Below are 26832 nucleotides of genomic sequence, written 5' to 3' on the forward strand. Positions count from 1 at the left end.
AGCGAAACATCCGCTCCGCCAACCTGCACCCCAAATCAGCCCGGCGCGAGGCGCTCGGCGGGATCAGATCGAAAGGTAGTGGCTCACCTTTATGATGAAGACGTTCTCCGCCGGCGCCAGGAACAACCCCTCGAGATCCCGGTTGAGGTCGAAGTTGCCGAGCAGGACGCTCTCGCGGCGGGCGTGCTGCCACACGAGGAAGATTTCCGAACCGGGGCGATACTCCCAGCGGAACACCGCGTTGCCGCGCAGCGAACGGATGTTGAAGTCGCGGTCCCGGGTCGAGTGGTCCAGCGCGCCGTCGCCGTTGAAGTCGAAATAGCGCACGCCGTCGAAGGCGCAGGTCGTACCGTCCGTGCATCCCGTGACGAGGCCGTTGAAGCGGTAGGCCCGCCCCTCGGCGTGGTCGAGGAAATCAAACGATCCGGCGGTGGCGAGCTGCCGGTAGCCGCGATAGTCGCCCGAGGAGAGCAGGGGCTGCGCATAGAGCTGAAGGCTCAGGTCGGGCGTGAAGGACACGTTCAGACGGGTCTCCATCGAGAAACTCGTCCGCTGGAGGTCGCCGAACAGATACCGCGTACCGTACGTCGGCCTGTACGTCAGGGTCTCCGTCCGGGTCACGTACTGGGCCCCGTCCCGCCTATTCGAGTAGTTCGGGCCCAGGGAAAATCGCCAGTTGGGAACCGGGCGGAACGAGAAGTTCAAGCCGGTACTGAAGTCATGCCCGCGTCCCTGTGCCGCCATGCGGTAGGAGAAACGCGGCGACACGTGGAAGGCCCGGCTCCGATCCGTGTTCGCGTCCAGGCGGACGTTGAACTCCGCGGGTTCCGTCATGAGCGGACCCCCGCGCGTCTGCGTATCGGACTGACTCTCGGGGGAATACGAGAGGTTGAGGTTGAGACCCCAGTTGTTCAGGAAGGTGAACCTCCCGCTCATCCACGCGGCGCCCGTGTCGTAGGACCGCCGCCAGTACTCCGGATCCCGGACTTCTTCGAGCAGCGAATGGCGGAAGTTGTGGTAGGTGAAGAGGCTTATGTTGTAGTTGCGGAACAGATCGCCGGGGGTGATGTCCCGATAGCTGATGCGCGCGCCCACATCGAGCCGTTCCCCGCTGGTCAGGAACCCGAAGTCGTTGACCTCGAAGCCGGGGGTCTGCTGTCCCAGCCATGTGCCCCACGTCCAGTGCTCGCCCTCCTTCTCGATCTGCACGCGCCAGTCGCTCCCGAACATGGAGGTGGCGGTGGAGTCGACCGAGAGGTAGCTGGCGTCGGGACGCTGGAAGTAGTGGGTCGGATTTCGCTGCAGCCGCAGGAGCGCCTCGTTCGACCCCCGGACCAGGCTGCCCGAGTAGAAGCCCCACAGACGATAGTCGCGGCCGCGCCGTCCGCCCCACTGATGTTCGAAGTCGAGGCCGAAGCTGTACGCCTGCGAGGGGAGGAAATCGAACGATGCGTCGCCCGGAAGTTCGCGTTTCAGGCCGGTGCCGATGACGCCGATCTTGCTCGCGCCGCCGCGGAAGTCCTGCTGAAGCCGCAGCACGGCGTGCTCGGTCTGCGGTTCCGCCACGAACCGTCCCAGGGAATCCGGCTCCGCGAAGTACGCCTGCCCCATCTCCTGCCCGGTCACCGCCGCCAGCGCGCCGACGGAGAGACCGCCCTGCGTCCGGCCCGTCAGCTTCGCCGCCCCGAGGATGGACGTCAGATGCGGCGTATCGCGGAAGTCTGCCTCGTAGGGCCCGAATCCTCGCGGTTCCCGCCCGATCCGGCGGCTGAAGAAGAGCGCCTTGCCGCCGCCCATCCGGCCGCCACGCGAGCCGGCGAAAGTGAAGATCTGCGCGTCCCGCACGAAGAAGGGGCGTTTTTCCGGGAAGAAGGTCTCGAACGCGGTGAGGTTGATGACCTCGGGGTCCACTTCGACCTGGCCGAAGTCCGGATAGACTGTCGCGTCGAGGCTGAAAGCGGAGCCGATTCCCATGCTCAGGCCCAGGCCCCCGCGCGGCTCCATCTCGCTGCCGTCGAACAACGGGTTTCCGATGTCGGCGGGGGCCGTGTGGTACTGGGACACGGCGAACGGCCGCACCTCGAACCGCCGGCTCGAGCGCGCGAGCTGGAGCCCGTCGATCGTGCCGAACTGACTCACGCGTCCCCGGGCCGTGCGCGACTGGAGGGCGAAGTAGTCCGTCTCGTTCGTCTCGAGACGCTGTCGCGCGAAGTTGATGCCCCAGGTCTGCATGCCGGGGTGAGCTTCGTAGCGGATCTGCGAGAGCGGGATCCGCATCTCGACCGTCCACCCGCGGTCGTCGACCTGCACCGAGGAGTCCCAGATCGCGTCCCAGTTCACGTCTTCCTGGGTATCGCCGAACAGATACCTGTCGGTCTCGGCCCCGGCGGCGCTGACCTCGAACTCGTAACCGGTCAGCCCGTCACGGTTCGGATCGAGCGAGAGCTTGAAGGAGTCGAAGGAACCGCGTTCATCCCGGCGGGTGAGGCGCGCCCGGATCACCCTCGGGTCGCTCTCGTACAGGCGGGCGGCGACGTAGATCGCGCCATCGTCGAACACGACGCGGACCTCGGTCGGCTGGGACGGCTCGGCGCCCTCCAGCGGCACTCCCTGGACGAAGTCGGTGATGATGGGGGCCGGCCGCCACGCGGGATCGTCGAGCCGGCCATCGATCGAGAGTTCGCCCTCGCGGCGTACCGCCTCCACAGCCGCGGGGGCCACGCCCCCGCTGAAGACGGTCGCCACGGCCGCGGTCGGCGAGAGCGACGGTTCCTGCGCCGAAAGCCCCCACCCCGCCCCTGTTATCGCCAGAACCGCGAGGGCGAACGCCCCGCGGCCCGCTTCACGTCGTCGCTTGTCCATATGAGGCGAAACACGTCCCTTCGTCACGCTGTTTAACCGCGTGCGCGTATTCGGTTTCGTCGGCATGGCGGGTGCGCTAGTTTTCGCCTGCCGGAAAATCCGGCCGTGGTGATTTGCGGCAGCTTGCAGCCACGCTAAACAATCGCTAAAGAGCCACGCCCCGGGCGCGATCTTTGGCGACCGGGATTTTTTGCGGATGAGGTCCGTGGCCAACAGTCGTGAGTCGCGCAGCGTACAGATCCGGGAGGCGCTCAAGGGGCGCATCCTGATCATGGACGGTGGCACCGGGACGATGATCCAGGGCCTCGACCTCGATGAGACGGCCTACCGCTCGGGCCCGCTCGCCGACCACGATCGTCCCCTGGCCGGCAACCACGACGTGCTGTGCCTGACCCGGCCCCGGGATATCGCGTCGCTTCACCGCGCGTACCTGGAGGCCGGCGCCGACTTCATCACGACGAACACCTTCAACGCGCAGGCCATCTCCCAGGCAGATTACGGTATCTCCCCGGAGCACGGGAACGCCCGCCTCATCCACGACCTGAATGTAGCGGCCGCGAGGATCGCCCGGAGAGAGGCGGACCGCGCGACGCGGCTGGATCCGTCGCGGCCGCGGTTCGTGCTCGGGAGCATGGGGCCGACCAACCGGACGGCCTCGCTCTCGCCGGACGTGGAGAACCCGGCCTTCCGTGCGGTCTCTTTCGACGAACTGGCCCGCGCCTATCGCGCCCAGGCGGAAGGGCTCATCGAAGGGGGCGCCGACGTGCTGCTCGTGGAGACCGTGTTCGACACGCTGAACGGGAAGGCCGCCATCTTCGGCATCCTCGAACTCGCCGCGGAGCGGGGCGAGGCCATCCCCATCGCGGTCTCCGGCACGATCACGGACCTGTCGGGGCGTACACTGTCCGGCCAGACCGTGGAGGCGTTCTGGCTCTCGGTCCGCCACGCGGATCCGATCTTCGTCGGGCTCAACTGCGCGCTCGGTGCGGCGGAACTGGAGCCGTACGTGGCGGAACTGGCCACCGTCGCCGACGTGCCGGTGAGCTGCCACCCGAACGCGGGGCTGCCGAACGAGTTCGGCGGTTACGACGATACGCCCGAGCACATGTCCGACCTGTTGGGCGACTTTGCGGACCGGGGACTCCTCAACGTGGTGGGTGGGTGCTGCGGCACCGGGCCCGAGCATATCCGGGCCATCGCGGATCGGATGGACGGCGCCCGGCCGCGGCGTATCCCGGTGCTCGATCCGCTGCCCCGATACTCGGGTCTCGAGCCGCTGGCGATCCGGCCGGACACGCTGTTCGTCAATATCGGGGAGCGCACCAACGTCACGGGCTCGGCCCGGTTCAGGCGCCTGATTCGGGAGGACGCGTTCGACGAGGCGGTCGAGGTGGCGCGGGACCAGGTCCGCAACGGCGCGCAGCTTCTCGATGTGAACATGGACGAGGGGCTGCTCGACTCCGAAGCCGCCATGACCCGGTTCCTGAACCTGATCGCGGCGGAGCCCGACATCGCGCGCGTGCCGCTGGTCGTCGACTCCTCGCGCTGGGAGGTGATCGAGGCCGGGCTCAAGTGCGTCCAGGGCAAGGCCATCGTCAACTCGATCTCACTCAAGGAAGGGGAAGCGGTCTTTCTGGAGCAGGCGGCCCTGATCCGGCGCTACGGGGCGGGGGTCATCGTCATGGCTTTCGACGAGCGGGGTCAGGCCGACACTGTCGATCGCAAGCTCGAGATCTGCCGCCGGGCCTGGGACCTCCTGCTCGGAGCCGGCTTCCGGCCGGAGGAGATCATCTTCGATCCCAACGTGTTCGCCGTGGGCACCGGCATGGAGGAGCACGACGAATACGGGATCGCCTTCATCGAATCGGTGCGCCGCATCAAGCGCGAGCTGCCCGGAGCGTCGACCAGCGGCGGAATCAGCAACATCTCCTTCTCCTGGCGGGGGAACGACCAGGTACGCGAAGCCGTGCACGCGGCGTTTCTGTACCACGCGATCGCGGCCGGCCTCGACATGGGGATCGTCAACGCCGGCCGGCTCCCCCTGTACGACGACATCGCCCCCGAACTTCTCGAGGCGGTGGAAGATGTGCTGCTCGCCCGGCGTCCCGACGCGACGGAGCGGCTCACGGATCTCGCCGGGCGGATCGGCGAACAGGGGGTGCGGACCCGGGTGGACGACGCCTGGCGGTCATGGGGCGTCGAGGAGCGGCTCGAGCACGCGCTCGTGGAAGGGATCGTCGAGCATATAGAGGAGGACGCCGAGGAGGCCCGTCTCGGGTACGCCCGCGCGCTCGACGTGATCGAGGGTCCGCTGATGGCCGGAATGAACCGGGTGGGCGACCTGTTCGGCAGCGGCCGCATGTTCCTGCCGCAGGTGGTGAAATCCGCGCGCGTCATGAAGCGGGCCGTGGCGTTTCTCGTCCCCCACCTCGAGGCCGAAAAGCAGGCCACCGCTGCAGGGAGGCGTGCGGCCGCGGCAAGAAAGGGGAAGGGGACGATCCTCCTCGCCACGGTCAAGGGAGACGTGCACGACATCGGGAAGAACATCGTCGGCGTGGTGCTGGAGTGTAACGGCTACGACACGTTGGACCTCGGTGTCATGGTGCCTCCGGAGCGGATCCTCTCGGAGGCCCGGTCGCATGACGTGGACATCGTCGGCCTGAGCGGTCTCATCACGCCGTCGCTGGACGAGATGGTGCGGGTGGCGAGCGAGATGGAACGGCAGGGGTTCGAGGTGCCGCTCCTGATCGGCGGGGCCACGACCTCCCGGAAGCACACCGCCGTGAAGATCGAGGAACGCTACTCCGGCGCGACCATGCACGTGCTCGACGCGTCCCGGGCCGTCGGGGTGGTGGGGAAGCTGCTGAGCGACGACCGGAAGACCGCGTTCGTCGAGGAGACGCGGGCCGAGTACCGGCGCATCCGCGCCGAGTTCAGGGACCGGCGGAGGCCCCTCGCCTCTCTCACGGGGGCCCGGGGGAACCGGCTTGCGATCGACGAGCGGGTGCCGATCGCGGCTCCCCGCGAGTTGGGGGTTCGCGTCTTTGATCCGTTCCCGCTCGCGGACCTGCTCGACTACATCGACTGGACGCCATTCTTCCAGGCGTGGGAGATGAAGGGCCGCTTCCCGGGTCTGCTCGATGATCCGGTGCGGGGCGCGGCGGCGCGCGAATTGTACGACGATGCCCGGCGGCTCCTGGATCGCATCGTGCGCGACGGGTCGCTGACGGCCCGGGCGGCCGCGGGGCTGTATCCGGCGAATGCCCGCGGCGACGACATCGTCCTCTTTTCGGCCGATCGCGGTCGCGAACTGCTGACGGTGCCGCATCTCCGGCAGCAGATGGACCGGTCGTCGGGTCCGAACGTCTGTCTGGCCGACTTCGTTGCCCGGGAATCGAGCGGCGTGGCGGACTGGAGCGGAGGGTTCGCAGTCACCGCCGGGATCGGGCTCGAGGCGCTGTGCGCGCGCTTCGAGGCGGAGGTGGACGACTACGGGAGCATCCTCGCCAAATCGCTCGCCGACCGTCTGGCCGAGGCGCTGGCCGAACGCCTGCACGAGATCGTGCGGACGGAGCTGTGGGGGTACGCGCCGGAAGAGAAGCTCGACCACGCGGCGCGGATCGCGGAGGGGTACGTCGGGATCCGGCCGGCGCCGGGATATCCCGCCTGTCCCGACCATTCGCAGAAGGCGCTGCTGTTCGATCTGCTCGGCGTGGAGCGGCGCCTCGGAATCTCGCTCACGGAGAACTACGCGATGCTGCCGACCGCATCGGTGAGCGGGTGGTACTTCGCGCGGCCGGAGGCGCGGTACTTCGGTCTGGGCCGCATCGGTCGCGACCAGGTGGAGGACTACGCGGAGCGGAGCGGGGTCTCGCTCGAGGAGGCGGAGCGGCGGCTGTCGCCCAACCTCGCCTACGACCGCGAGGTCGCGCTGGAGGCAGCGGGATGAGCGGGCGGCTGCGGGAGTGGATCGAGGGGGACGCCGTCCGTGTCATCGATGGTGCGATGGGCACCGTTCTGTACGAGCGCGGCGTGTTCGTCAACCAGTGTTACGACGAGCTGAACCTTACGCGGCCCGATCTGGTCCTCGGGGTCCACGCGGAGTACGTGCGCGCCGGGGCGCAACTGATCGAGACGAACACCTTCGGCGCGAACCCGGTCAAGCTGGAGGCGTTCGGCCTCGACGGCTCCACGGAGGAGATCAACGTGGCGGCCGCGCGGCTCGCCCGGCAGGCGGCCGGCGAGAGGGCGGAGGTGCTGGGGGCGATCGGGCCGCTCGGCATCAGGATCGAACCGTGGGGTCCGACCTCCGTCGACGAGGCCGCGGCGCTGTTCGGCCGCCAGGTCGCCGGCCTCGCGGAGGGCGGGGTCGACGGCTTCATCCTGGAGACGTTCTCCGACCTCGACGAACTGCTGCAGGCGCTGCGAGCGGTGCGCCGCGTGGCGGGTGACGCGCCCGTCTTCGCGCAGATGACGTTCGGCGAGGAGGGCTACACGGCGTACGGCGCGCCCGTCGAGGCGGCGGCGCGGACGCTGGACGAAGCGGGGGCGGACGTCATCGGGCTCAACTGCTCGGTGGGGCCGTCCGCCATGCTGTTCGGGATCGAGCGCATGGTGGCCGCCGCGGAGCGTCCCGTCTCGGCGCTGCCCAACGCAGGGCTGCCGCGCGACATCGGCGACCGGAAGATCTACCTCGCCAGCCCGGAGTACATGGCCCGCTACGCGCGGCGCATGGCCGAGGCCGGGGCCCGCTTCGTGGGGGGCTGCTGTGGCACCGGGCCCGAGCACACGCGTCTGACGGCGACGCTGCTCGGGACGAACTCGCACGAGCCGGTGCGGGTGGCGGTCGCCCAGCCGACCGAACCGGGCGGCGAGCCCGCGCCCGATCCGCCACCGCTGGCCGACCGCTCGGCTCTTGGCCACCGACTGGCCGCGGGCGAGTTCGTCCGCGCGGTAGAGGTTACGCCGCCGCACGGGTGGGACCCGAGCGAGCTGCTGGCGGGCGCCCGCCGCCTCCGCGACGCCGGGGTGCACACCGTCCACATCGTTGACGGCCCCGCGCACCGGAGCCGGATCGCATCACTGCCCGCCGCCATCGTCATCGAACGCGAACTGGGGATCGAGACGGTCCCGCATTACAGCTGCCGCGACCGCAACATGCTCGGCATGCTGAGCGACCTCCTCGGCGCCGCGGCGGCCGGTCTCCGCAACCTGCTGCTCATCACCGGCGATCCGCCCCGCGGCGGCCCCTACGACACCGGCGGCGTGTACGACATCGACAGCATCGGCCTCACGAACGTCGTCCAGCAGTTGAACCTCGGCCTCGACCCGGGCGGGAGTTCGATCGGCTCACCCACCTCGTTCGTGAAGGGTGTGGCCGTGAACCCCGGCGCCCTCGATCCGGAAGAGGAGATCCGCCGCTTCGCCTGGAAGGCGGAAGCGGGCGCCGACTTCGCGGTCACGCAGCCGGCGTTCGACCCCGATGCGTTTCTCGCCTTCGTCCGCGAGATCGAGGGCTTCGGCGTCCCGATCCTCGTGGGTCTGTGGCCCCCGCTGTCACTGGAAAACGCGGAGTTTCTCGCGCACGAGGTCCCGGGCGTCGATGTCCCGGCCGCCGTCCTCGAACGGATGTCCCGCGCTCAGGACCGGGGAGCGGATGAGGCGGCCCGCGAGGGCATCGCCGTCGCGCGCGAGGTGCTGGACGCCGTCCGCGCCCAAGTGGCTGGCGCCCTCGTCAGCACCCCCGGAGACCGGGTCGACCGCGCCGCCGCCGTGTTGGTTGATGGTGAGCTTGATACCGGCGAGGATCTTGACACGACCCCCTGACCGAGTGAGGCTTAGTTGGACTTAGCTAAGGCGGGATCGATGGTGAAAGTGAACATGCACGAAGCCAAATCACAGCTCTCTCGCCTCGGCAGGCTGGCTTGGGCGGGCGAGGAGATCGTCATCGCGAAGGCCGGCGAGCCATACCTGCGACTGGAGCCGTACCGGGAGCCTCTGCGGGAACGGAAGCTTGGGGGGCTGGAGGGAAAGATCCGGCTGTCCGAAGACTTCGACGAACCCGATCAGGAACTCATGGTGCTGATGGAAAGCTCGAAGATCTTCCCGGACGAGGACTAGCGGCCGCCTGTGAGACGTCTCCTTCTGGACACGCACGTGTTCCTGTGGTGTCTGTCCGATGTCGCGCGGATTTCGGATCTTGCCCGCTCCGCGATCGTCGATCCCCGCAACGAAGTCTTTGTGAGCGCGATCACGGGGTGGGAAATCGAGGCCAAGAGAGCGAAGGGACGCCTTGACGCCCCCGAAGGCCTGTCCACGCTGGTAGAGAAGAGAGGATTCACGCATCTACCGCTGGAGTTCCGGCATGCCGAAGAGGCGGCCCGGCTCCCGGTTTTGCACCGCGATCCGTTTGATCGGTTCCTGATCGCCCAGGCTCGCGTGGAGGGGTTGACGCTCGTGACGAGGGACCGCCGCGTTCTCCAATACGACGTCCCCACGATGGCCATTTGAGGAGCCACGCAGTTGTCAAGTAATCCTTGACCACTCGCGCCGCGCGATGTGCCAACTCGTAAGCAATGCTTACAGGTTCGAACCGCCCGTCAGGCGCCGCCGCGCCAGGGTCAGGCGATCTGGCCGGAGTGCAGCGGGAGCGCCTCGGCCGCACCAACGAAAAATGCTACTTGGCCCTCCTCGTGGTCGTTGAGAAGCTTTGAAGGAATGTCGGGGCCGTTCTTGAGAAATTGCATCGGCTCCGAATCGGCTGTGGTTCCTGGGCTGATTGAGGCGGCCAGTGCGTGGCCGTCGGCCTCAGTTGTCGAGCGCGGCGAGCAGGGCGCGGGCCTCGCCGGCGGGCTCGAAGGATTCGTCCGCGTTCTCCCAGGCGGCGAGTGCGCTCCGCAGGTGCTCCAGCGCGCCCGGGGCGTCACCGCGCGCTTCCAGCACGAGGGCCATCTCCAGGTGCGTCCGCGGGTCGGCCGGGCGGAGGCGCAGCGCTTCCCTCAACTGCTCTTCGGCCTCGTCCAGACGGCCCGCCTTCCGCAGCGCCCGTCCGGTTCGGCGGCGGAAGTTGCGGCCGGGATCCTGCGCCATCGCGTCCGGGTAGTTCGTGACCGCCGCGTCGTAGTTGCCGTCGAGTTCCTCGATCCGCCCCAGGTCGCCGGTCAGTGCGGGGCGCAGCACACCGAGCTCCGTCGCTTCCATCGCGTCGAACGCGGCGTGGTACGCACCCCGGGCCGCCTCGCCGTCCTCCGCCCCTAGCGCGATGTGAATCTCCCAATGGGGGACCTGGTAATCGCTCACGGGCGGTGGAAGCTGAGACCGCAGTTCCTCGAACAGGGCCACGGCGTCGTCGTACCGGCCCGCGTCCAGATACAGGTCGATGTCGGAGAACCGGTCCTGGGCGACCTGCATCGGCGCCTGCCACGCACGGGCCTCGTCGAGCCGGGCGTCCGCCAGCCCGATCGCTTCTTCCATCTGTCCACGGAAGCTGTAGTACTCCCGCAGACCCTCCAGGGCGTCGGCCCTCTGCGCCGGCGCGCGAGACGACTCCAGCGCCTCCTCATACCCCGACAGCGCGCTCTCGAACCGACCCGTGCTCAGGTCGAGCGAAGCGAGTTCGCCCAGCAGTTCGGGCATCCGGGGCTCGATGATGATGGCCCGCTCCGGATAGTCTCGCGCACGGTCGAGATCGCCGTGCCTCCGCTGAATCCGGGCCAGGTCCAGGTAGCCGGTGTAGTCCTCCGGAAACTTCTCCACGTATTCCGCGAGCGCCGCCAGCGCCCGGTCCTCGTCCCCGAGTTCCTCGTGCGCCTGGGCCAGCGCCCTGAGCAGGGAGTGCTCGGCAGGATTCAGCCGGTACAATGTCTCGAGCGTCCCGACCGTTCCCTCCCAGTCTCCCCGCAGCAATTGCACGCCGAGGTAGTTTCGGAGGGCCGTCGGATCCTCGGGATGGAGTTCAACCCACATCTCGACTACCGCCCACGCCTTCTCCGGCTGCTGCGTCAGGAAGTAGTAGTCCGACCTGACCCTGAAGCGCAGGCGCTCCGGGAGCCGGTAGAGGTGGTCGATGGCCGCCTGAATCGGCGCGATGGCTTCTCCGGGACGGTTGACGCTCAGGAGCAGCACGGCCAGCTGGTGCTGAGCCATCGTGAACGTGGGATCGAGGGCCGTCGCGGCGCTCAACCCCGCCACGGCAGCGTCCAGATCCGGCGGATTGGCGAGCAGCTTCGGATAGCTCTGGCCGAAGGCCTCCCAGGCCGCGTCATTCCCGGTCAGCCGTTCCCGAACCGCGAGGTGTTCGATGTCGTCGCGGTCGGGGATCTCCAGTGCGTCCGCGAGAGCCTCGGACATCTCGTCGACGAGCGTCAGAAAGTCGGGTCCCTCGTGGACCGTTTCGCTGATCTGCGAGCCGCTCCCCGTGTCGTGCAGAGTGAGCGTGAGGCGATATCGGTCCTCCACACCTTCGATCGTGCCGCCGACGATGAAGGCGGAGTGGAACTCCGCCGCGATCTCGCGCTTGAGTGAAAGGGGTACGTCTCTCAGGGCTGGAAAGCCGAGTTCCGCCAGCCGCTGCATGAACGCGCCAAAGAGAAGCGGTTCGAAGAAGTCGTCCGCGGCCAGGTCCAGTTCGAGCACCAGCGGCGCCATGTACGTGAGCCAGGCCTCGTCCTCGTCCAGGCCGGATCCCGCGTCGAACGGGAAGAGAGCGGTCCGCTTGCGGAATTCCGGCTTCGGCACCACGCGTTCCACGGTCTCCCCGTCCTCCGTCTCGACGGACACCGCCGTGGTCGCCGCCCCCAGATCCTGGCCGCCGAAGAGAAGAAGCAGGACCGTCGCCGCGAGCGCGAGATTCGCGGGGATCCCGATCTTCTCCGTCAATGGCACCTTGTCGCGGCCCTGTCGCCCGTGGAACCACGCGAGCATGGCCACGCTCGGCAGGAGGAGCAGGACCGCGGTCAGGACGACTCTCGTCCAATGCGGGGAGAGGAGGAATTCGTCGACCATGAAAGCGGTGAACTCGACGAGGGCAAAGGAGCCCCCCGCGTAGATGACGAGCACGTGGGGAACACGGCGCTCGAAAAGGTTCCTGGCCAGACTCGCCATATGATCTCCTCACCGGGGATACTCGGCCGGGGCGACCGTCCGAGGTATCGAAGTCTGGGCCGCTGACGGATGTCCGCGCAACTTGCGGGAAGCCCCGCAGGAGCGAGGTTGCGGGGCCTCGATGAGGCGGAATAGGTATCCCTGCGGCCCGCGGGCCGGCGCGAACCTTCGGGAACTTCGGACACAGGACTGGAATCGACATGCGAATTGCCCGCTCTGACCTGAGGCGCTCCCTCGTGGCCGGGATGCTCGCCGGGGCCGCTCTCGTCGCGGCCTCGGATGCTTCCGCCCAATGGACGCGGGGTTTCTACGTCGCGATGGACGTGGGCCTCTCCCAGGGGGCGAACACCGAGGTCGCGCTCTCGGGACCCAACACCCCGACGCGGTGCGATCGGCTGTTGTACCCGAGTCTGACCGACGCGCCCAGGGACACGGGCTGCCTCGCCGGCTCCGAAATTGGCGGCCTGTATTCCCATGCTCCGGAGGCGGGCCTCGGTGGCAGCGTCGCGGTCGGGTACGGATTCGGAGCGTTGAGTGTGGAGGTCGAACTCCTCCAGCGGCACCAGATCATCCACAATACGCTGTTCACGCTCGGGGATGCCTCGGGCGCCACGATCACCGGCAAGGACACGGAATGGAGTCCGGATCGGCCGCCGTGGGGCGATATCTCGGAGTTTCGGGGGCGCCAGCTCTTCGCCAACGTCTACTACGCGTTCCGGAACCCGAGCCGCCTGACGCCTTACGTCGGCGCCGGGGCAGGGATGTCCCGGGTCGACTTCCGCTACTACCTCGGTTTCGCCCGCAAGTCGATCGCGGAGGGCTACCTCGAGGTGTTCGGGGGCGACCGCGCGAACCCAGGCGCCTCGCCCGACTGGCAGCGCGCTGCGGCGGGAACGGTCAGCGAGCTGGCGACGGACCTGACCGCGCGCGACCTGGGTTTCCAGTTGCTCGGCGGCGTGGACTTCGCCTTCTCGCCCCGCGCCTCGCTGGGCCTCAAGGGCCGCTGGGTCCAGGTTCCCGACATCAGCGCGGACGCGCGCTGGACCACGATCCGCAGCCACGCGCCGGTGCACGCGGACGGCGCGACACCCTTCGTTTCCACGCTCGATTTCTCGAAGCTGGGGCACTGGGCGGTCACCGCCAGTCTGAAGTACGTGCTCTAGCGCGATGAAGCGGCCGTCCATCCAGGAGGTTGGCACGGAGGTGCGGCGGGGCGGCGGCGTGGCCTGCCGGGAGGCCGAGACGGCGATTTGCCGCCACGAGGCGAGTGATCTGGGCGCGTACATCGCCTTCAACGCGGGGGCGATCCGGCAACAGGCCGACGCGGTCGACGTGGCGGCCGCCCGAGGCGAGGATCCCGGCCCGCTCGCCGGCGTCACGGTTTCCATCAAGGACCTTTACGCGCTCGACGGAACCCCGCTCCGCGCCGGCACGAAGCGGCCGCTCCCCGCCTGGCCCGAGGGATTCCTGGTGCGGGCGCTGCGAGAGCTCGGGGCCGTGATCACGGGAAAGACGCACACGGTCGAGTTCGCGTTCGGCGCCGTCGGGTTGAACCCGAACACGGGTACGCCCGTCAATCCTTGGGACCCCGTGGAACACCGGGCGCCCGGGGGCTCGTCGGCAGGCGCGGGCGTGAGCCTGTGGGAGGGATCGGCGCGGATCGCCCTCGGCTCGGACACGGGCGGCTCCATACGCATCCCCGCCTCCGCGACCGGGGTGGTCGGCTTTCGCCCCACAACGGGCCGCTGGCCCACCACGGGCGTCGTCCCCCTCAGCACGACGCTCGACACGGTGGGGCTGCTCACCCACACGGTGGAGGACCTGCGCTACGCCTTCCGCGTTCTAGACCCGTTGGCGGGGTACGCGCGGGAAACCGCGGATGCCACGCCGGAAGGGGTCTCGGGGCTGCGCATCGGCGTCCCCGCCTCCCGCCTGTGGACGGACGCGGAGCCCGGGATCGCAACCGTCGTCGAGGGTGCGCTGGCCGAATTGCGTGCGGTGGGCGCCACGGTCATCGAAATCGACATGCCCGAACTCGACGAGGCGGGGGAACGCTACTTCGATGGCCAGATCGTACAACCGGAGTTCCTGGGGTTCCTCGAGCGCGACCTGCCGGAGTGGATTCCGCTCCTGCACCCGATCGTCGGCAAGCGTCTGGGGGCGGCGGGCGACGTGCGCGCGCTCGACTATCTGGCCGCTCTCCACGAGCGCCGCCGCCTCTCCGCCGTCGTCCACGCCCGCCTCGCCTCGGAGCGGATCGACCTCCTCGCGACGCCCACGTTGCCGATCGCGCCGCCGCCGCTCGCGGCCCTGTCGCGACTCGGCGCCTACCGCGACGCGAACCGCCTCATGCTCTCGGGGACGTGCCCCGCCAGCATGCTCGATCTGTGCGCGATCAGCCTCCCCGCCGGGCTCGACGGCGTGGGGATGCCGGTCGGCCTGCAGCTGATGGGCCCGGCCGGCGCGGACCTCGCCGTCCTCGCGCAGGCGGCCGCCGTGGAATCCGTGCTCGGCACGAACCTGACGCGGCTGGGTATCCCACCACGGCTAGCGGAACCCTCTCAGGCGGACTGAACCGGGCCGACGTTCACTGCGCCGGATCGGCGGCGCATGGGTAGGAACCGAGGATCTTGAAGGAGGACACACGCGCGCGGATGCTCTCGAGCGCCTCCGCCACGACGGGATCTTTTCGGTGTCCAGCCATGTCGATGAGGAAGATGTACTGCCCGAGACTTCTCTTCGCGGGACGCGACTCGATCTTGAACATGTTGATCCGCCGGTCCGCCAGCTCTCCGAGTACGCCGTGGAGTGTGCCCGGGCCGTCGGCCGAAAAGTCGAAACAGATCGAGGTCTTGTCCCTCCCCGTCGGCTCGTGATCCCCGCGCCCCAGCACCACGAACCGAGTACGGTTGCCGGAGACATCCTCAATCCGCGACGCGTATACGACGGCTCCGAGAACCTCGGCCGCGCGTCGGCTTGATATGGAGGCTGCGGTCCGACCCGCGGCCTTCATGTCACGAACAGCGCTCACTGTGCTCAACGACGCCACCGGTTCGGCCCCGGGCAGGTGACGCGCGAGGTAGCCCCGGCACTGAGCGATCGCCTGGGGATGCGAGTAGACGACCCGTACCTCCTCCAGCGCGACATCTCGCGCCGTCAACAGGCAGTGGTGGATCGGAACCACGACTTCCCGCCGGATCTTGAGGTCGGTGTGGTGGACGAGGAGGTCGGTCGTCAGCGTCACGGCACCTTCGGTGCTGTTCTCGAGGGGGACGATCGCCTCCTGGACCTCTCCGTCGTCCGCCGCCCGCACGACGCCGGCGATGTCCCCGAACGCGACGTGGACCGCGGCGGGATCGTACTCCATCGCCGCCTGCTCGCTGAACGTCCCGGGCGGCCCGAGAAAGCCGACCCTGACCCGGGCGGTCGGGCTCCGCCGGGCGGCTTCTATCTCTGGCATGTCCGCCGATCCTGTATGTCCTTCATCCGCAAAAGATACGTCAACGGCGGGGAAGCGGTGCAAGCGGTATGGATCCGCAAGAGTCCGACGCGGGCGGTTGCTTGCGGAGATCTATTTGCATAAACTGCTTGCTATCTACATAATGCAAGACACGAACACTTCGATCAAGGTATCATGACGGCCACTTTGATTGGTGCCCGGATCCGGGCTCTGCGCCAGAAGAATCAGCTTAGCCAGGAAGATCTCGCCCGGCTGATGGGATTCAAGGACCGGCAGACCATCTCGGCTATTGAGACTGGGGTGCGGCGCGTAACGGCCGAAGAGTTGGTGCAGGTGGTGGAGAAGCTGGGCGCACCGCTCGACTACTTCACAGATCCCTTTCGCCTCGTCGGTGAAGGCCGCTTTTCGTGGCGGCACGAGGGCGCGGATACCCACCAGCTCGAAGAGTACGAGCACCGGGCCGGGCGCTGGATCGCCGCGTTCCGCAACCTTGCGCCGCGGGTCGAGCGGAGGACTCCGCTATTGCGCCGCACCTTGGGGCTCACTCGTGGTTCCAGCTATGAGACCGCGATGGAGGCAGGCGAACGTTTCGCCGCCGACTTCGAGCTGGGTTCCGTGCCCGCAACACGCCTGGCCAGCGTCATGGAGCGTGACCTCGGCATCCTCGTCCTCATGGTGGAAACCCGTCGAGGCATTTCAGGCGCAGCCTGCCGCCTTCCCGAACTGGACGTGGTGTTGATTGCGCGCCACGAGGTTGTGGGGCGTCGCAGTTACGACCTCGCGCACGAACTGTTTCACCTCCTCACGTGGGATACGATGCCGCCCGAACACCTGGAAGAGGCCCTGGAGACGGGTGGCCGACGCGTCGAACAGCTCGCGAACAACTTCGCGGGGGCGGTGCTCATGCCGAGGACGGCGCTGGACCGCTTTGGCGATTGGCGGCACTCGAGCGAGCAGGAACTGGTCGCTCGCCTGAATGCCGCCGGAGACGAACTGCACGTGACCGCCTCGGCTCTGATGTGGCGACTGGTGGCGCTTCGCCGGTTGACGAAATCGGCAGCGCGTGCACTGCCCCCGGAGAGACTGCGAAACAACGGACGCGAATTCGCTGACGATGTCGCGCCCGCTCTGTTTTCGAAGCCCTTCGCCGAAGTGGCGGGCCTGGCCGTCGACCGAGGCCATGTCTCCATGCGGCGCATGGCCGGTGTGCTCGACCTCCCTGTGGAAGGTGTGATGGAGGTGTTCGCGGCGCACGGCGTCCCGGCACCTGTCGAGCTGTGAGGGAGCATGACGCGCCACGGTGGCACGGTACTCGTCGACACGAACGTCATCATTGAATCGCACCGTGTAAGGGCATGGCGCGCGCTCGCCGGTGGGTATCGAGTTGAACGTCGTCGAGGACACGCTGGCCGAATTGCGTGCGGCGGGCGCCACGGTCATCGAAATCGACATGCCCGAACTCGACGAGGCGGGGGAACGCTACTTCGATGGCCAGATCGTACAACCGGAGTTCCTGGGGTTCCTCGAGCGCGACCTGCCGGAGTGGATTCCGCTCCTGCACCCGATCGCCGGCAAGCGTCTGGGGGCGGCGGGCGACGTGCGCGCGCTCGACTATCTGGCCGCTCTCCACGAGCGCCGCCGCCTCTCCGCCGTCGTCCACGCCCGCCTCGCCTCGGAGCGGATCGACCTCCTCGCGACGCCCACCCTGCCGATTGCGCCGCCGCCGCTCGCGGCCCTCTCTCGACTCGGGGCCTACCGCGACGCGAACCGCCTCATGCTCTCGGGGACGTGCCCCGCCAGCATGCTCGACCTGTGCGCGATCAGCCTCCCCGCCGGGCTGGACGGAGAGGGGATGCCCGCCGGCCTGCAGCTGATGGGCCGGGCCGGCGCGGACCTCGCCGTCCTCGCGCAGGCGGCCGCCGTGGAATCCGTGCTAGGCACGCACCTGACGCGGCTGGGCACGCCGCCCCGGGTCGGGGCATCATCTTCCGCTGAACTGCGGGAGTGAATCAGGGCTGGCCGAGAAGGACCGACAGTTTGGCCAGAACTTCACCCACCAGGGCCGGCGAGGCCTTGCATACATACCGCGTTCGTCGGGCGCGCCAGTCCAGGCTCTTCACCTGGTCGGCCAGCACGACTCCGGTAACCTCTCCCGTTGCGGGAAGCGCAACTTCGAAGGGATAGCCCTTCCGCCGTGACGTGATGGGACAGAAGAGCGCCAGGCCGCTCTTGCGGTTGTAGGCTCCGGGGCTGAGAACGAGTGCGGGCCGATGTCCGGCCTGCTCGTGCCCGGCCTGCGGCGTGAAGGCAAGCCATACGAGATCCCCTGCGTCAGGCACATGTGGTGGTTCTACCACACCTCCCTGCCTCGAGCGGGTCCCGTGTCGACCTCGTCGTGTAGCGTCTCCGGCGACATCCGGGTCAACATCTCGTCGAGGTCATGGGCGTCTTTGCGCATCACCAACCGGTCGCCACGCGGCACCATCTCGATTCTGGATCCCTCGCGGACACCCCATTGCTCTGCCACCGGCTTCGGAATGCGAACGGCCAGACTGCTTCCCCACCTGGCAACATGTGATCGGGCGCCCACGGGTCATCTCCTGTTGGAATTGGATCTACAATAGATATCCCAAAGCGGCCATCGTCAACTCTTGAACCGACATGCTTCCGACGGTTGGGAGTCAGGAGGAGGCGCGGGGGTAGGAACCGAGAATCTTGAAGAACGACGCGCGGGCGCGGATGCTCTCGAGCGCATCCGCCACGACGGGATCTACCCGGTGTCCCGCCATGTCGATGAGAAAGATGTACTGGCCGAGGCTACTCTTCGCGGGCCGCGATTCGATCTTGTGCATATTGATCCGCCGGTCCGCCAGTTCACCGAGCACCCCGTGGAGTGTGCCGGGTTTCTACAGCCTCCGCGGCATGGCGCGGCTTTCGGACGGGTCCGTGGCGGTCATGGATCGGCGCGACCAGCGCGGCCGCATCTTCAGCGAAGCCGGCGAATTCCTGCGCTCGATGGGCGGGCGTGGCGAGGGACCGGGGGAGTTCCGCAACCCCTGGTTCCTCTGGGCCCTCCCCGGCGACACGCTGTGGATGGGGGACTACCGACCGCAGCGATTCAACGTCTTTTCCCCCGATGGGGAGTTCATTCGACTCGTCACACCCGACCCGCACTACTTGAATCCGGGCCATGGCGGCGGTGTGTTGTCGAACGGCGTCTCGATCAACCAGAGGGACGACTACGCGGATCGGGATGATTTTCGCACGCCGCGAGAATACGTCATCGAGGCGCACGGGCCGGACGGGACCCTCGCCCACACGCTCACGACGCTCCCGGGACGAAGATTCGGTTCCGTGGAATCCGCGCCGAACTTCAAGTTCAGCCCCATGTTCGATGGAGAGCCGGACGTCGACGCCGGGGGCACCACGGTCGCCATCACTCCGGGCCGGGATCCCGAGGTCCGGCTTCTGGACGAGCAGTTTCGGGTGAGCCGGATCATCCGCTGGATCGACGAGGACCGGGAGGTGACCCGGGCGGATCTGGGTACGGCGCTATCGGAGGCCACAAGAGACCACCCGTTGGCTGGTCTTCGAACCGGACGGTCGATTCCTCTGCCATCTTGATCGAATGCCCGGACTCGAAAACGCCTACGAGTTCGGAGCCGATTACATCCTCGGGTCTCGGCGCGACGCCCTCGACATCGAGTCGGTGGTCATGTACGAGCTCAGCACCCCGGCCCCGCCGCGCTAGACGAAACGCTCGGCATGGGGCTGCGAAACCAATCGCTCGCCAGTTGCGTTGGTCTGGCTGATGGCTGGTGGTCGGCCCTGGGGACTCGCCTGGCGGAGGGACGTGACATGAACCCAAGACATCGAGCTCTGGTCTTGGCCGCGACAATCGCGACGACGGCCGCAGGGTGTGGGCCAGGCGAGGGGCGACCCAGGCGCCCGGTCGTTGTGGACAGCGCCGATGTCGTCATTGTGACGAACGACCCGCTGAACTCGGACCGGCGCTGCACCGGCGGAGGCGAACCGATCTTCGCCGTGGGAGACGCGGCCGACGACGATCGCTACCAGTTCTATATGGTGCGGGGCGTCGCACGGCTCTCGGATGGCTCCGTCGCCGTCGCTGACCGGGGGACGAAGAGCGTCCGCATCTTCAACCCGATGGGGGAGTACGTCGCGTCGATGGGGCGGGAAGGCGAGGGTCCCGGCGAGTTCCGCGATCCGTACCTCATGTGGGCGCTCCCAGGGGACACGCTCTGGGTGGGTAACTCCCGGCCGTGGCACTTCAACGTCTTCACGGTCGCGGGCGAGTTCGTCCGGCTTGTCCGGCCGAACCCCGCGTACGCGAATCCGAGCAGCAGCGGCGGAGTGCTGTCGAACGGGTATTCCGTGAACGTGCGCAGGGAAGGGGGAGGGGACGATTACCGCACGCCGCGGGATGTCCTTGTAGACGCCCACACGCGGGATGGGGAGCTGATCGGCACGCTGATGGCGCTGGAAGGGCGTCGATACGGTCCGCCGACCGGGCCCATCAACTTCGTTCTGGACCCCTTGTTCGAGGCCGCGCCGTCCGTGGATGCGACCGGTACAACGATCGCCGTGGCCAACGGCCGCGACCCGGAGGTGCAGCTGCTGGACAATGAGTTTCGGTTGCGGCGCATCATTCGCTGGCACGACAGCGACCGGGATGTCACGGCCGCTCACGTGAACGCCTGGCGGGCGGACTACGTGGAGCGGCGGGGCGGAGAGGAGGGCAGGAATCCCGTCACCGACCTCATGGTGAGCGAGGATCGCCCCGTCGCCGACCATTTCCCCGCCTTGAGCAGAATCGCCGTGGGAAGGGATGGCCGCGTCTGGGTCCGCCGCTACCCGAAGCCCCAGGAGTCGCCGGGCTGGCTCGTCTTCGAGGCAGATGGCGGTTTCCTATGCCACTTCGAGCCGGTTCCCGGTTTGAACGTCTGGGAGTTTGGCGCCGATTACCTCCTCGGGACCCGCGAGGATGCGCTCGGAGTGGAGTCCGTCGTGATCTTCCCGTTTCAGCAGCCGGAGGACGTGGGCGCGGAGGTCCCCGAAGGGAGATGACGGCTCCGGGGAACCGCGGTTGGAGGGCTCCCGGTGGACGCTCGTCACCTTCCGTCGCTGCGGAAGCCCGGCCTATCTTCGGCGAAGGATCTCTCTCGGCTAACGACCCGTCCACGCTTGGAGCCACGCCATGAACCGCAGGCGTCTCATCGTTTCGCTGCTGGCACTCTCCCTCTTCGTACTGGCCGAAGCTCCCGGCGGCCCCGCCCCGCTGACGGCGCAGGGCGTCGTACTCGGAGCGGTCACGCTGGATTCGGCCTTCCTGGCGGGATACCGCTGGCGGAACCTCGGACCCGACCGGGGAGGGCGGTCGATCGCCGTCAGCGGCGTCGTGGGCCGACCGCAGGAGGGGTATTTCGGCGCCACCGGCGGCGGGCTGTGGAAGACGACGGACGGGGGCGAGAACTGGGTCCCCGTCACCGACTTCAAGATCTCCTCGGCCTCGGTGGGCGCGGTCGCCGTCTCCGAGACGGACCCCGACCTCGTCTTCATCGGTACCGGCGAGACGTGCATCCGCGGCAACATCATGCCGGGCGATGGCGTCTACCGGAGCCGCGACGGCGGGGAGACGTGGGAGCACGTCGGATTCGCCGAATCTCACGGGATCGCGAAGATCCGCATCCATCCCACGGACCCAAGCATCGTCTACGTCGCCTCATTCGGGAAATACGGTGCGCCGAGCGAGGAGCGGGGCCTCTTCCGGAGCACGGACGGTGGCGACAACTGGGAGCGGATCCTCTTCCGCGATGAGCGGACCGGCGCGGTGGACATCGCCCTCGACCGCAACAACCCGGACGTGCTCTACGCTGCCCTGTGGGAGGCGTTCCGGAAGGAGTACACGATGTCGTCGGGCGGCCCCGGGAGCGGGATGTTCAAGAGCACCGACGGGGGCGACACGTGGACGGAGATCACGCGGAACCCCGGCATGCCGGCCGAGGGTGTCGTGGGCCGGATCGGGCTCGCGGTGTCGAGCGCCAACTCAGGGCGGGTGTTCGCCCTCTTCGAGCACGCGGACGGCGGCCTCTTCCGCAGTGAGGACGGCGGCGAGACGTGGGCGCTGGTCAATGACGAGCGCCGGATCCGGCAGCGCGCCTTCTACTACACGCACGTCTTCGCCGACCACCACGATCCCGACGTCGTGTACGTGCAGAACACCTCGCTTTTCCACTCCACGGACGGGGGCGAGACGTACGAGGTCATCAACAACGGGACGCACGGAGACTTTCACGACTTCTGGATCAGCCCCGAGGACCCCGCGCACCTCATCGTGGCCAATGACGGCGGCGGCGCGGTCAGCTTCGACACCGGGCAGCGCTGGACGGACCAGGAGTTCTCCACCTCCCAGTTCTATCACGGGGTGACCACCGCCCACGTGCCGTTCCATGTCTGCGGTTCGCAGCAGGACAACAGCACCCTTTGCCTGCCCTCGGCCTGGAACGCGAGTCGATTCGGTCTGGGCGAGGCGCCGGGCTTCGGCGGCAGCGAGTCCCGGAGCATCACCGAGGGGTCGATGGAGGTCGCGTACCGCGCCGGGGGCGGGGAACCCGGCTACATCGCGCCGGACCCGAAGGACCTCGACGTCTTCTTCTCGGGGACGAACAACGGGCGCTACATCGACCGCTTCAACCGGCGGCTGGGCATCTCGCGCGAGGTGAATCCGTATCCCTGGTTCTATTCCGGCGAGCCCGCCAGCGAGATGGTGGAGCGCTGGCAGTGGACCTTCCCCATCATCTTCTCGCCCCTCGACCCGAACGTCCTCTACGTATCCTCCAACCGGCTCTGGAAGACGACGAACGGGGGCGACGACTGGGAGGCGATCAGCGGCGACCTGACGCGCGCCGACCCCATGACGCTGGGCCATTCCGGCGGGCCGATCACCGGCGATATGAACGGGCCTGAGGTGTACGCGACGATCTTCTCGGTCGGGCCCGGCAAGGTGGACATCGATGTGATCTGGACGGGCTCCGACGATGGACTCGTGCACGTGACGCGCGACGGCGGCGCGACCTGGACGGACGTCACGCCGCCGGACATGCCGGAGTTCGGGCGGGTGAGCCAGATCGACGCCTCGGCCTTCGAGGCGGGACGAGCCTACGTCTCCGTGCGGAAGCCGCTGCTCAACGACCTGGCGCCCTACATCTGGAAGACGGATGACTACGGGGCGACCTGGACGAAGATCGCGGACGGGATCCGGGGAGACGCCTACGTGCACGCGGTGCGCGAGGACCCGAACCGCGAGGGGTTGTTGTACGCCGGGACGCAGCACGGCATGTACGTGTCGTACGACGACGGGGCGCACTGGCAGGAATTGAACCCGGGGTTCCCTGACGTGCCGGTTTCCGACGTGATCGTGGAACACAACGAACTGGCCATCGCCAGCCACGGTCGCGGCTTCTGGGTGCTGGACAACCTGGCGCCGCTGCGGCAGGCGCGGGCCGGCATGACCGACGAGCCGGTGGTCCTGTTCGATTCCCCGATGGCCTACCGGTCGGCGAACGGAGCGACGCTCTCGTGGTGGCTGAGAGATACGCCGGAGGAGGCACGTCTCGAGATCCTCGACGCGTCGGGGCAGGTGCTGCGCACCTACGAGCCGGCCGCGCGTCCTGATCCGGCGGCGGAGGGGGATTCGGCGGCTGCCGAGGGGGACTCGGCAACGGTGGAGGGTGCGGAGCCGGCGCCCCCGGCCCGCGACCGCTGGGCGGGGCCGGCGATGCCCGCGGAAGCGGGTCTCAACATGCTCAACTGGGACCTGCGCACCGATCCGGCCGCGACCTTCCCCGGAATGATCCTGTGGGGCGTGCGCACGATGGCGCCGACCGTGCCGCCGGGGACATACACGGTGCGTCTGACCGCCGACGGCGCAGTGCGGACGACCGAGGTGGAGGTTGCCCGACACCCGTGGATCGAGGGCGTGACGGACGAGGACATGCAGGAACAGTTCGAGTTCGGGATGCGGATCCAGGCACGGGTGGACGAGGCCAACTCGGCGGTCATCGCGATCCGGCGCGTGAAGGCGCAGCTCGATGACCGGTTGGAGGCCTCCGATGACGCCGGGCTGGCGGACGCCGCCGGGGCGTTGACGGCAGCGGCTTCGGAGGTCGAGGGCAACATCTACCAGGTGCGGAACCGCAGCAATCAGGACCCGCTCAACTTCCCGATCCGGGTCAACAACCGGCTCGCGAACCTGCTCTCGATGTCGGAGCGCGGCGACGGGCGGCCCGGGAGCGGGATGTACGAGGTGTTCGAGATCATGGTGGCCGAACTGGAGGGCTACACGGGCCGCCTGCAGGAGGTGTGGGCGAACGAACTCGCGGCGGTGAACCGCGAACTCGAACGCCTGGGGTTGGATCCGGTGGACCCCGCCGACGAAACGGTCGAACTCGTCTCCTGAGTGGCTGGCGGCCCGGCGGCGACGTTCCCGCGAGAACGCGCCGCCAGGGCTCCAGTCAGAGCGTCAGCCGGCCTCGGGAAGCTGGCTCACGTACTCGATCATACGCGCCTGCTGATCCTCGTCGGGGAGCCGTCCCATGCCGCCGCCGAGGTTGTCGACCATGTGCTCCGCCCTGCTCGTCGCCGGCGTCACCACGGTCACGGCGGGGTGCGCCGCCGCGAACTTGATGAAGAACTGGGCCCACGAATGGGCGTCGAACTCGCTCGCCCACTCCGGCACTTCGCGGTCGCCCACCCGCGACCAGAGCCGCGTGCGCCCGAACGGCACGTACACAAGCACGCCGATTCCAAGTTCCGCGGCGAGCGGCAGGATCTCCTCGGCCGCAGTCACGTTGTCGACCGCGTAGTCGACTCCGATGAAGTCGAGGGGATAGTCCCGCATGGTCTGCGCAAGCACCGGGTACCGGCGTTCGCTCGTGCTCGTGATCCCGATGTAGCGGACGCGGCCCGCCGCCTTCAGCTCCTCGAGAATCCCCACCTGCACCGGCGGGTCTCCGAGGTTGTGGACCTGGATGAGGTCGATGACGGGCACGCCGAAGTACTCGAACGACTGCTCGATCTGGGCTCTCGCCGCGTCCGGGTCCGCGGAGCCGCCCCCTCGCCCGGCCACATTCACCTTCGTCGCCCAGAAGATGCGCTCGGAGATCCCGAGGTTCTGGCAGATGGCCCCCGCCACCTCTTCGGAGGAGCCGTAGCCGGGGGCGGTGTCGAACACCGTGCCGCCGCCGTCCACCAGCGCCTGCATTACCCCCTCGAGCTGCGTGACGTCGTCGCCGCGCGCCACGCGCTGGAAGGTCGCGGAACTTCCGAGTCCGACGATCGGCAGTTCCTCCCCGGTGGAGGGGACGGGCCGCGTGATCATCTCCTGGCCCTGGAAGGCGCGCAGGATGCGGGGGTTCAGGGAGAGGGCCGCGCCCGCGGCGGCGGTGGACCGGAGCCAGTCGCGTCGAGTGACCATCGTCGAATCTTCCTCGTGCTGGGGTTGGACCGAACGCATCAAGCCGGACAGGGCCGATGGGAAGCTAAACACTTCATGCGGCCCAGCCGCTGCACAATCTCAGGTCAGTATTTGACCATGGTCATGACCATGGTTCTATTGAGGGTGCGTTGACGGGGTTTCACAGACTGGGAGCGGACGTATGGAAGGGGACCACGAGGGGCCCGCGGGCGTGCCTCGGACCATCAAGGCATCGGAGTTCAAGGCGAAATGTCTCAGGCTCATGGATGAGGTCGCCGCGACCGGCGAGGAGATCGTGATCACGAAGAACGGCCGCCCCGTGTCGAAGCTCGTGCCCTGTACCGACAGACCCGGGCTTTGGTTCGGGCGCGATCGCGACATCATCCGAATCCATGGTGATATCGTGGGGCCCATGCCCCGAGAGTGGTGGGATGATGGGGAGGACGACGGTGAGGATCTCTTTTGATCCTGCTCGACACGCACGTCCTGCTATGGCACAGGCGTGGAGACCATCGGCTCGGGCGGCGTGCCCGCCGGATGGTCGAGCGTGCATTGCCCCGCAGACGGGTGGCGGTCTCGGCCATATCCTTCTGGGAAGTCGCCATGCGCGTCCACGGCGGAGGGCTCGATCTCCTCGTGGACCCGGAGGCCTGGCGTCGCGACCTTCTCACTCAGGGACTCGTGGAAATCCCGGTCAGCGGCCTGATTGGCGTACGGGCGGGACTGCTTTCCGGGTTGCACGGCGACCCCGCCGACCGGCTGATCGTTGCCACCGCCCTCGAAGGGCATGAACTAATCACCGCTGACCGGCGCATCCTCGACTGGCCCGGCAAGCTGAACCGGATGGACGCGACCGAATAGCGCGGTTCGGCGGGGTCCCCTTCGAGTCAGCCGGGCGCCGTTCCCGCGGGCACGCGTGGGCCCGCGCCGCGGCGAAGGGTCAGTGATCGATGGCTTCGAGCGTGCCGACCTCGGCCATGATGCGGTCGAACTGGATGGCGGCGTGGTGTGGGGTGAGGTTGCAGAGATAGACGTGGGCCGCGCCCAGGCGCCGGAGGGCGACGATCGTCTCCGCACAGTGCCGTTCCGGCGTGACGCCCGCCTCGAACGCGGCGGCCACCGCTTCCACGGGCACGGGGAAGAACCGGGACAGGCGTTCCAGCACCCTCCGCCGGCCGTTCCGGTAATAGAAGACACCGAACGAGCCGGGGATCGCGAGGCCCTCCCGCTCCGCGCTCACGAGCCACCGCTCCACACGTGCCAGGTCGTGGTGTGAGACGACCTGGGTTAGGTAGTAGTCCGCTTCGTACTCCGGGTCCGTGGCGAAGCCGATCTGCTCGGCGATCGGGCGGTGCAGGTTGACCCAGCCGCCGAGAGACAGCCCCGGCGCGCGGTCCCGAAGCTGGTGTCGCAGCATGTACCCATGCGGAACGCAGCGCGCCGCCCCGCGCACACGATCGCCCCCGGTCACGGTGAGGCTCTCCACGCCGCGCGTCCGCGCCCGGTCGCCGTAGCGGAGGCAGTAGTCGAGCGGATGGAGGCAGGTCAGGAAGGGGACGACGCGCCACGGCTCGACCTCGTTGGCGAGGTTGGCCGTGAGGTGCTGCAGGTTCTCCTCCTCCTCCTCCCCCACGGCGCTGTCCGTGAGCATGAGGAACGCATCGCGCGCCGCGAGGCCCCGGATCGCGTGCGAGAGGTCGATCCACATGTCCATCGCCCCGCCGCGCGTGAGCCCGCTCCGGGGCGGGCGCAGTTCAACGGTGGCCGTCGGAGCCTCGCCGCGCAGCCGCTCCACGAACCGGCTGGAGTCCGGTTCCCGGGGGGCGTGTCGGGGGCCTGGTGTGTCGCTCACGGCGGAAGATCTCGCCTCGCGCGAAGGGTGAGGCCGCTGGGGGCCGGTCGTCGGGTGGCA

22 protein-coding genes, 1 pseudogene and 1 riboswitch are annotated in these 26832 nt (G+C 68.2%); of the genes and pseudogenes, 14 read left to right on the plus strand and 9 right to left on the minus strand.

Annotated features, from left to right (window positions below; genetic code table 11):
• Positions 1 to 63: 63 nt before the first annotated feature.
• Entirely contained in the window at positions 64 to 2862 is a 2799-nt protein-coding gene (locus ACOOHF_RS13170; RefSeq protein ID WP_420462058.1) for a DUF5916 domain-containing protein, read from the minus strand.
• A 95-nt stretch (positions 2863 to 2957) separates the two neighbouring features.
• A riboswitch (SAM riboswitch) is annotated at positions 2958 to 3031 on the plus strand.
• Positions 3032 to 3058: 27 nt separating this feature from the next.
• Here ACOOHF_RS13170 and metH point away from each other — a divergent pair.
• From metH to ACOOHF_RS13190, 4 genes are read left to right on the plus strand one after another with little or no spacing between them, the layout of a single operon-like run.
• Positions 3059 to 6811, plus strand: coding sequence for a methionine synthase (gene metH, locus ACOOHF_RS13175; RefSeq protein WP_420462059.1), 3753 nt, complete (start codon positions 3059 to 3061; stop codon positions 6809 to 6811).
• Positions 6808 to 8688, plus strand: coding sequence for a bifunctional homocysteine S-methyltransferase/methylenetetrahydrofolate reductase (locus ACOOHF_RS13180; protein ID WP_420462060.1), 1881 nt, complete (start codon positions 6808 to 6810; stop codon positions 8686 to 8688). The genes metH and ACOOHF_RS13180 overlap by 4 nt, the downstream gene beginning before the upstream one ends.
• A 39-nt stretch (positions 8689 to 8727) precedes the next feature.
• Positions 8728 to 8982 (plus strand): type II toxin-antitoxin system Phd/YefM family antitoxin, encoded by a 255-nt coding sequence (locus tag ACOOHF_RS13185; RefSeq protein ID WP_420462061.1) that lies wholly within the window; start codon positions 8728 to 8730, stop codon positions 8980 to 8982.
• Positions 8983 to 8991: 9 nt separating this feature from the next.
• Entirely contained in the window at positions 8992 to 9372 is a 381-nt protein-coding gene (locus ACOOHF_RS13190; RefSeq protein ID WP_420462062.1) for a type II toxin-antitoxin system VapC family toxin, read from the plus strand.
• A 110-nt stretch (positions 9373 to 9482) separates the two neighbouring features.
• On the opposite strand, the gene ACOOHF_RS13195 is transcribed toward ACOOHF_RS13190, so the two are convergent.
• The gene (locus tag ACOOHF_RS13195) at positions 9483 to 9608 is read right to left on the minus strand and encodes a hypothetical protein (protein WP_420462063.1); all 126 of its coding nucleotides are present in this window, start codon (positions 9606 to 9608) and stop codon (positions 9483 to 9485) included.
• A 61-nt stretch (positions 9609 to 9669) separates the two neighbouring features.
• Entirely contained in the window at positions 9670 to 11964 is a 2295-nt protein-coding gene (locus ACOOHF_RS13200) for a tetratricopeptide repeat protein (protein ID WP_420462064.1), read from the minus strand.
• Between the two features lie 200 nt (positions 11965 to 12164).
• Here ACOOHF_RS13200 and ACOOHF_RS13205 point away from each other — a divergent pair, with 200 nt between their 5' ends.
• Together ACOOHF_RS13205 and ACOOHF_RS13210 are read left to right on the plus strand one after the other, a co-directional pair.
• A complete protein-coding gene (locus ACOOHF_RS13205; RefSeq protein WP_420462065.1) occupies positions 12165 to 13127 on the plus strand; it encodes an outer membrane protein in 963 nt (320 codons plus the stop codon).
• A gap of 4 nt (positions 13128 to 13131) precedes the next feature.
• Positions 13132 to 14538 (plus strand): amidase, encoded by a 1407-nt coding sequence (locus ACOOHF_RS13210; protein ID WP_420462066.1) that lies wholly within the window; start codon positions 13132 to 13134, stop codon positions 14536 to 14538.
• 13 nt (positions 14539 to 14551) lie between these two features.
• On the opposite strand, the gene pheA is transcribed toward ACOOHF_RS13210, so the two are convergent.
• Complete coding sequence (pheA, locus tag ACOOHF_RS13215; RefSeq protein ID WP_420462067.1) at positions 14552 to 15424, minus strand: prephenate dehydratase; 873 nt, start codon at positions 15422 to 15424, stop codon at positions 14552 to 14554.
• 174 nt (positions 15425 to 15598) lie between these two features.
• Between pheA and ACOOHF_RS13220 the strand changes: the two genes are divergently transcribed.
• Together ACOOHF_RS13220 and ACOOHF_RS13225 are read left to right on the plus strand one after the other, a co-directional pair.
• On the plus strand, positions 15599 to 16705 hold the full coding sequence (locus tag ACOOHF_RS13220; RefSeq protein ID WP_420462068.1) for a helix-turn-helix domain-containing protein: 1107 nt from the start codon (positions 15599 to 15601) through the stop codon (positions 16703 to 16705).
• Between the two features lie 91 nt (positions 16706 to 16796).
• Complete coding sequence (locus ACOOHF_RS13225; protein ID WP_420462069.1) at positions 16797 to 17432, plus strand: amidase family protein; 636 nt, start codon at positions 16797 to 16799, stop codon at positions 17430 to 17432.
• A 1-nt stretch (position 17433) separates the two neighbouring features.
• Here ACOOHF_RS13225 and mazF read toward each other — a convergent pair whose 3' ends face one another.
• The 3 genes and pseudogenes from mazF to ACOOHF_RS13240 all read right to left on the minus strand — a co-directional run bounded on the left by mazF (position 17434) and on the right by ACOOHF_RS13240 (position 18276).
• The gene (gene mazF, locus ACOOHF_RS13230) at positions 17434 to 17763 is read right to left on the minus strand and encodes an endoribonuclease MazF (protein WP_420462070.1); all 330 of its coding nucleotides are present in this window, start codon (positions 17761 to 17763) and stop codon (positions 17434 to 17436) included.
• Between the two features lie 122 nt (positions 17764 to 17885).
• Positions 17886 to 18014: pseudogene (locus tag ACOOHF_RS13235) on the minus strand (AbrB/MazE/SpoVT family DNA-binding domain-containing protein); the annotation flags it as partial.
• Positions 18015 to 18105: 91 nt separating this feature from the next.
• Positions 18106 to 18276 carry a hypothetical protein gene (locus ACOOHF_RS13240; protein ID WP_420462071.1) on the minus strand — a complete coding sequence of 57 codons (171 nt, stop codon included), beginning with the start codon at positions 18274 to 18276 and terminating at the stop codon, positions 18106 to 18108.
• A 43-nt stretch (positions 18277 to 18319) separates the two neighbouring features.
• On the opposite strand from ACOOHF_RS13240, the gene ACOOHF_RS13245 reads away from it, so the two are divergent.
• The 4 genes from ACOOHF_RS13245 to ACOOHF_RS13260 all read left to right on the plus strand — a co-directional run bounded on the left by ACOOHF_RS13245 (position 18320) and on the right by ACOOHF_RS13260 (position 23903).
• Positions 18320 to 19048, plus strand: a complete 729-nt coding sequence (locus ACOOHF_RS13245) for a hypothetical protein (RefSeq protein WP_420462072.1) — start codon at positions 18320 to 18322, stop codon at positions 19046 to 19048.
• Between the two features lie 4 nt (positions 19049 to 19052).
• The gene (locus ACOOHF_RS13250) at positions 19053 to 19175 is read left to right on the plus strand and encodes a hypothetical protein (protein ID WP_420462073.1); all 123 of its coding nucleotides are present in this window, start codon (positions 19053 to 19055) and stop codon (positions 19173 to 19175) included.
• A gap of 230 nt (positions 19176 to 19405) precedes the next feature.
• The gene (locus ACOOHF_RS13255) at positions 19406 to 20512 is read left to right on the plus strand and encodes a hypothetical protein (protein ID WP_420462074.1); all 1107 of its coding nucleotides are present in this window, start codon (positions 19406 to 19408) and stop codon (positions 20510 to 20512) included.
• Positions 20513 to 20642: 130 nt separating this feature from the next.
• Positions 20643 to 23903 carry a WD40/YVTN/BNR-like repeat-containing protein gene (locus ACOOHF_RS13260; RefSeq protein WP_420462075.1) on the plus strand — a complete coding sequence of 1087 codons (3261 nt, stop codon included), beginning with the start codon at positions 20643 to 20645 and terminating at the stop codon, positions 23901 to 23903.
• Positions 23904 to 23966: 63 nt separating this feature from the next.
• Here ACOOHF_RS13260 and ACOOHF_RS13265 read toward each other — a convergent pair whose 3' ends face one another.
• Positions 23967 to 24920 (minus strand): aldo/keto reductase, encoded by a 954-nt coding sequence (locus ACOOHF_RS13265; RefSeq protein ID WP_420462076.1) that lies wholly within the window; start codon positions 24918 to 24920, stop codon positions 23967 to 23969.
• A 181-nt stretch (positions 24921 to 25101) separates the two neighbouring features.
• On the opposite strand from ACOOHF_RS13265, the gene ACOOHF_RS13270 reads away from it, so the two are divergent.
• Entirely contained in the window at positions 25102 to 25386 is a 285-nt protein-coding gene (locus ACOOHF_RS13270; RefSeq protein ID WP_420462077.1) for a type II toxin-antitoxin system Phd/YefM family antitoxin, read from the plus strand.
• Positions 25383 to 25781, plus strand: a complete 399-nt coding sequence (locus tag ACOOHF_RS13275; protein WP_420462078.1) for a type II toxin-antitoxin system VapC family toxin — start codon at positions 25383 to 25385, stop codon at positions 25779 to 25781. The genes ACOOHF_RS13270 and ACOOHF_RS13275 overlap by 4 nt, the downstream gene beginning before the upstream one ends.
• Before the next feature lie 79 nt (positions 25782 to 25860).
• Here the strand turns inward: ACOOHF_RS13275 and ACOOHF_RS13280 are convergent, their stop codons facing one another.
• Entirely contained in the window at positions 25861 to 26772 is a 912-nt protein-coding gene (locus ACOOHF_RS13280) for a hypothetical protein (protein WP_419935316.1), read from the minus strand.
• Positions 26773 to 26832: the final 60 nt, after the last annotated feature.

Origin of the sequence: Candidatus Palauibacter sp. (genome assembly GCF_965216145.1) — a bacterium.
Lineage (GTDB): Bacteria > Gemmatimonadota > Gemmatimonadetes > Palauibacterales > Palauibacteraceae > Palauibacter.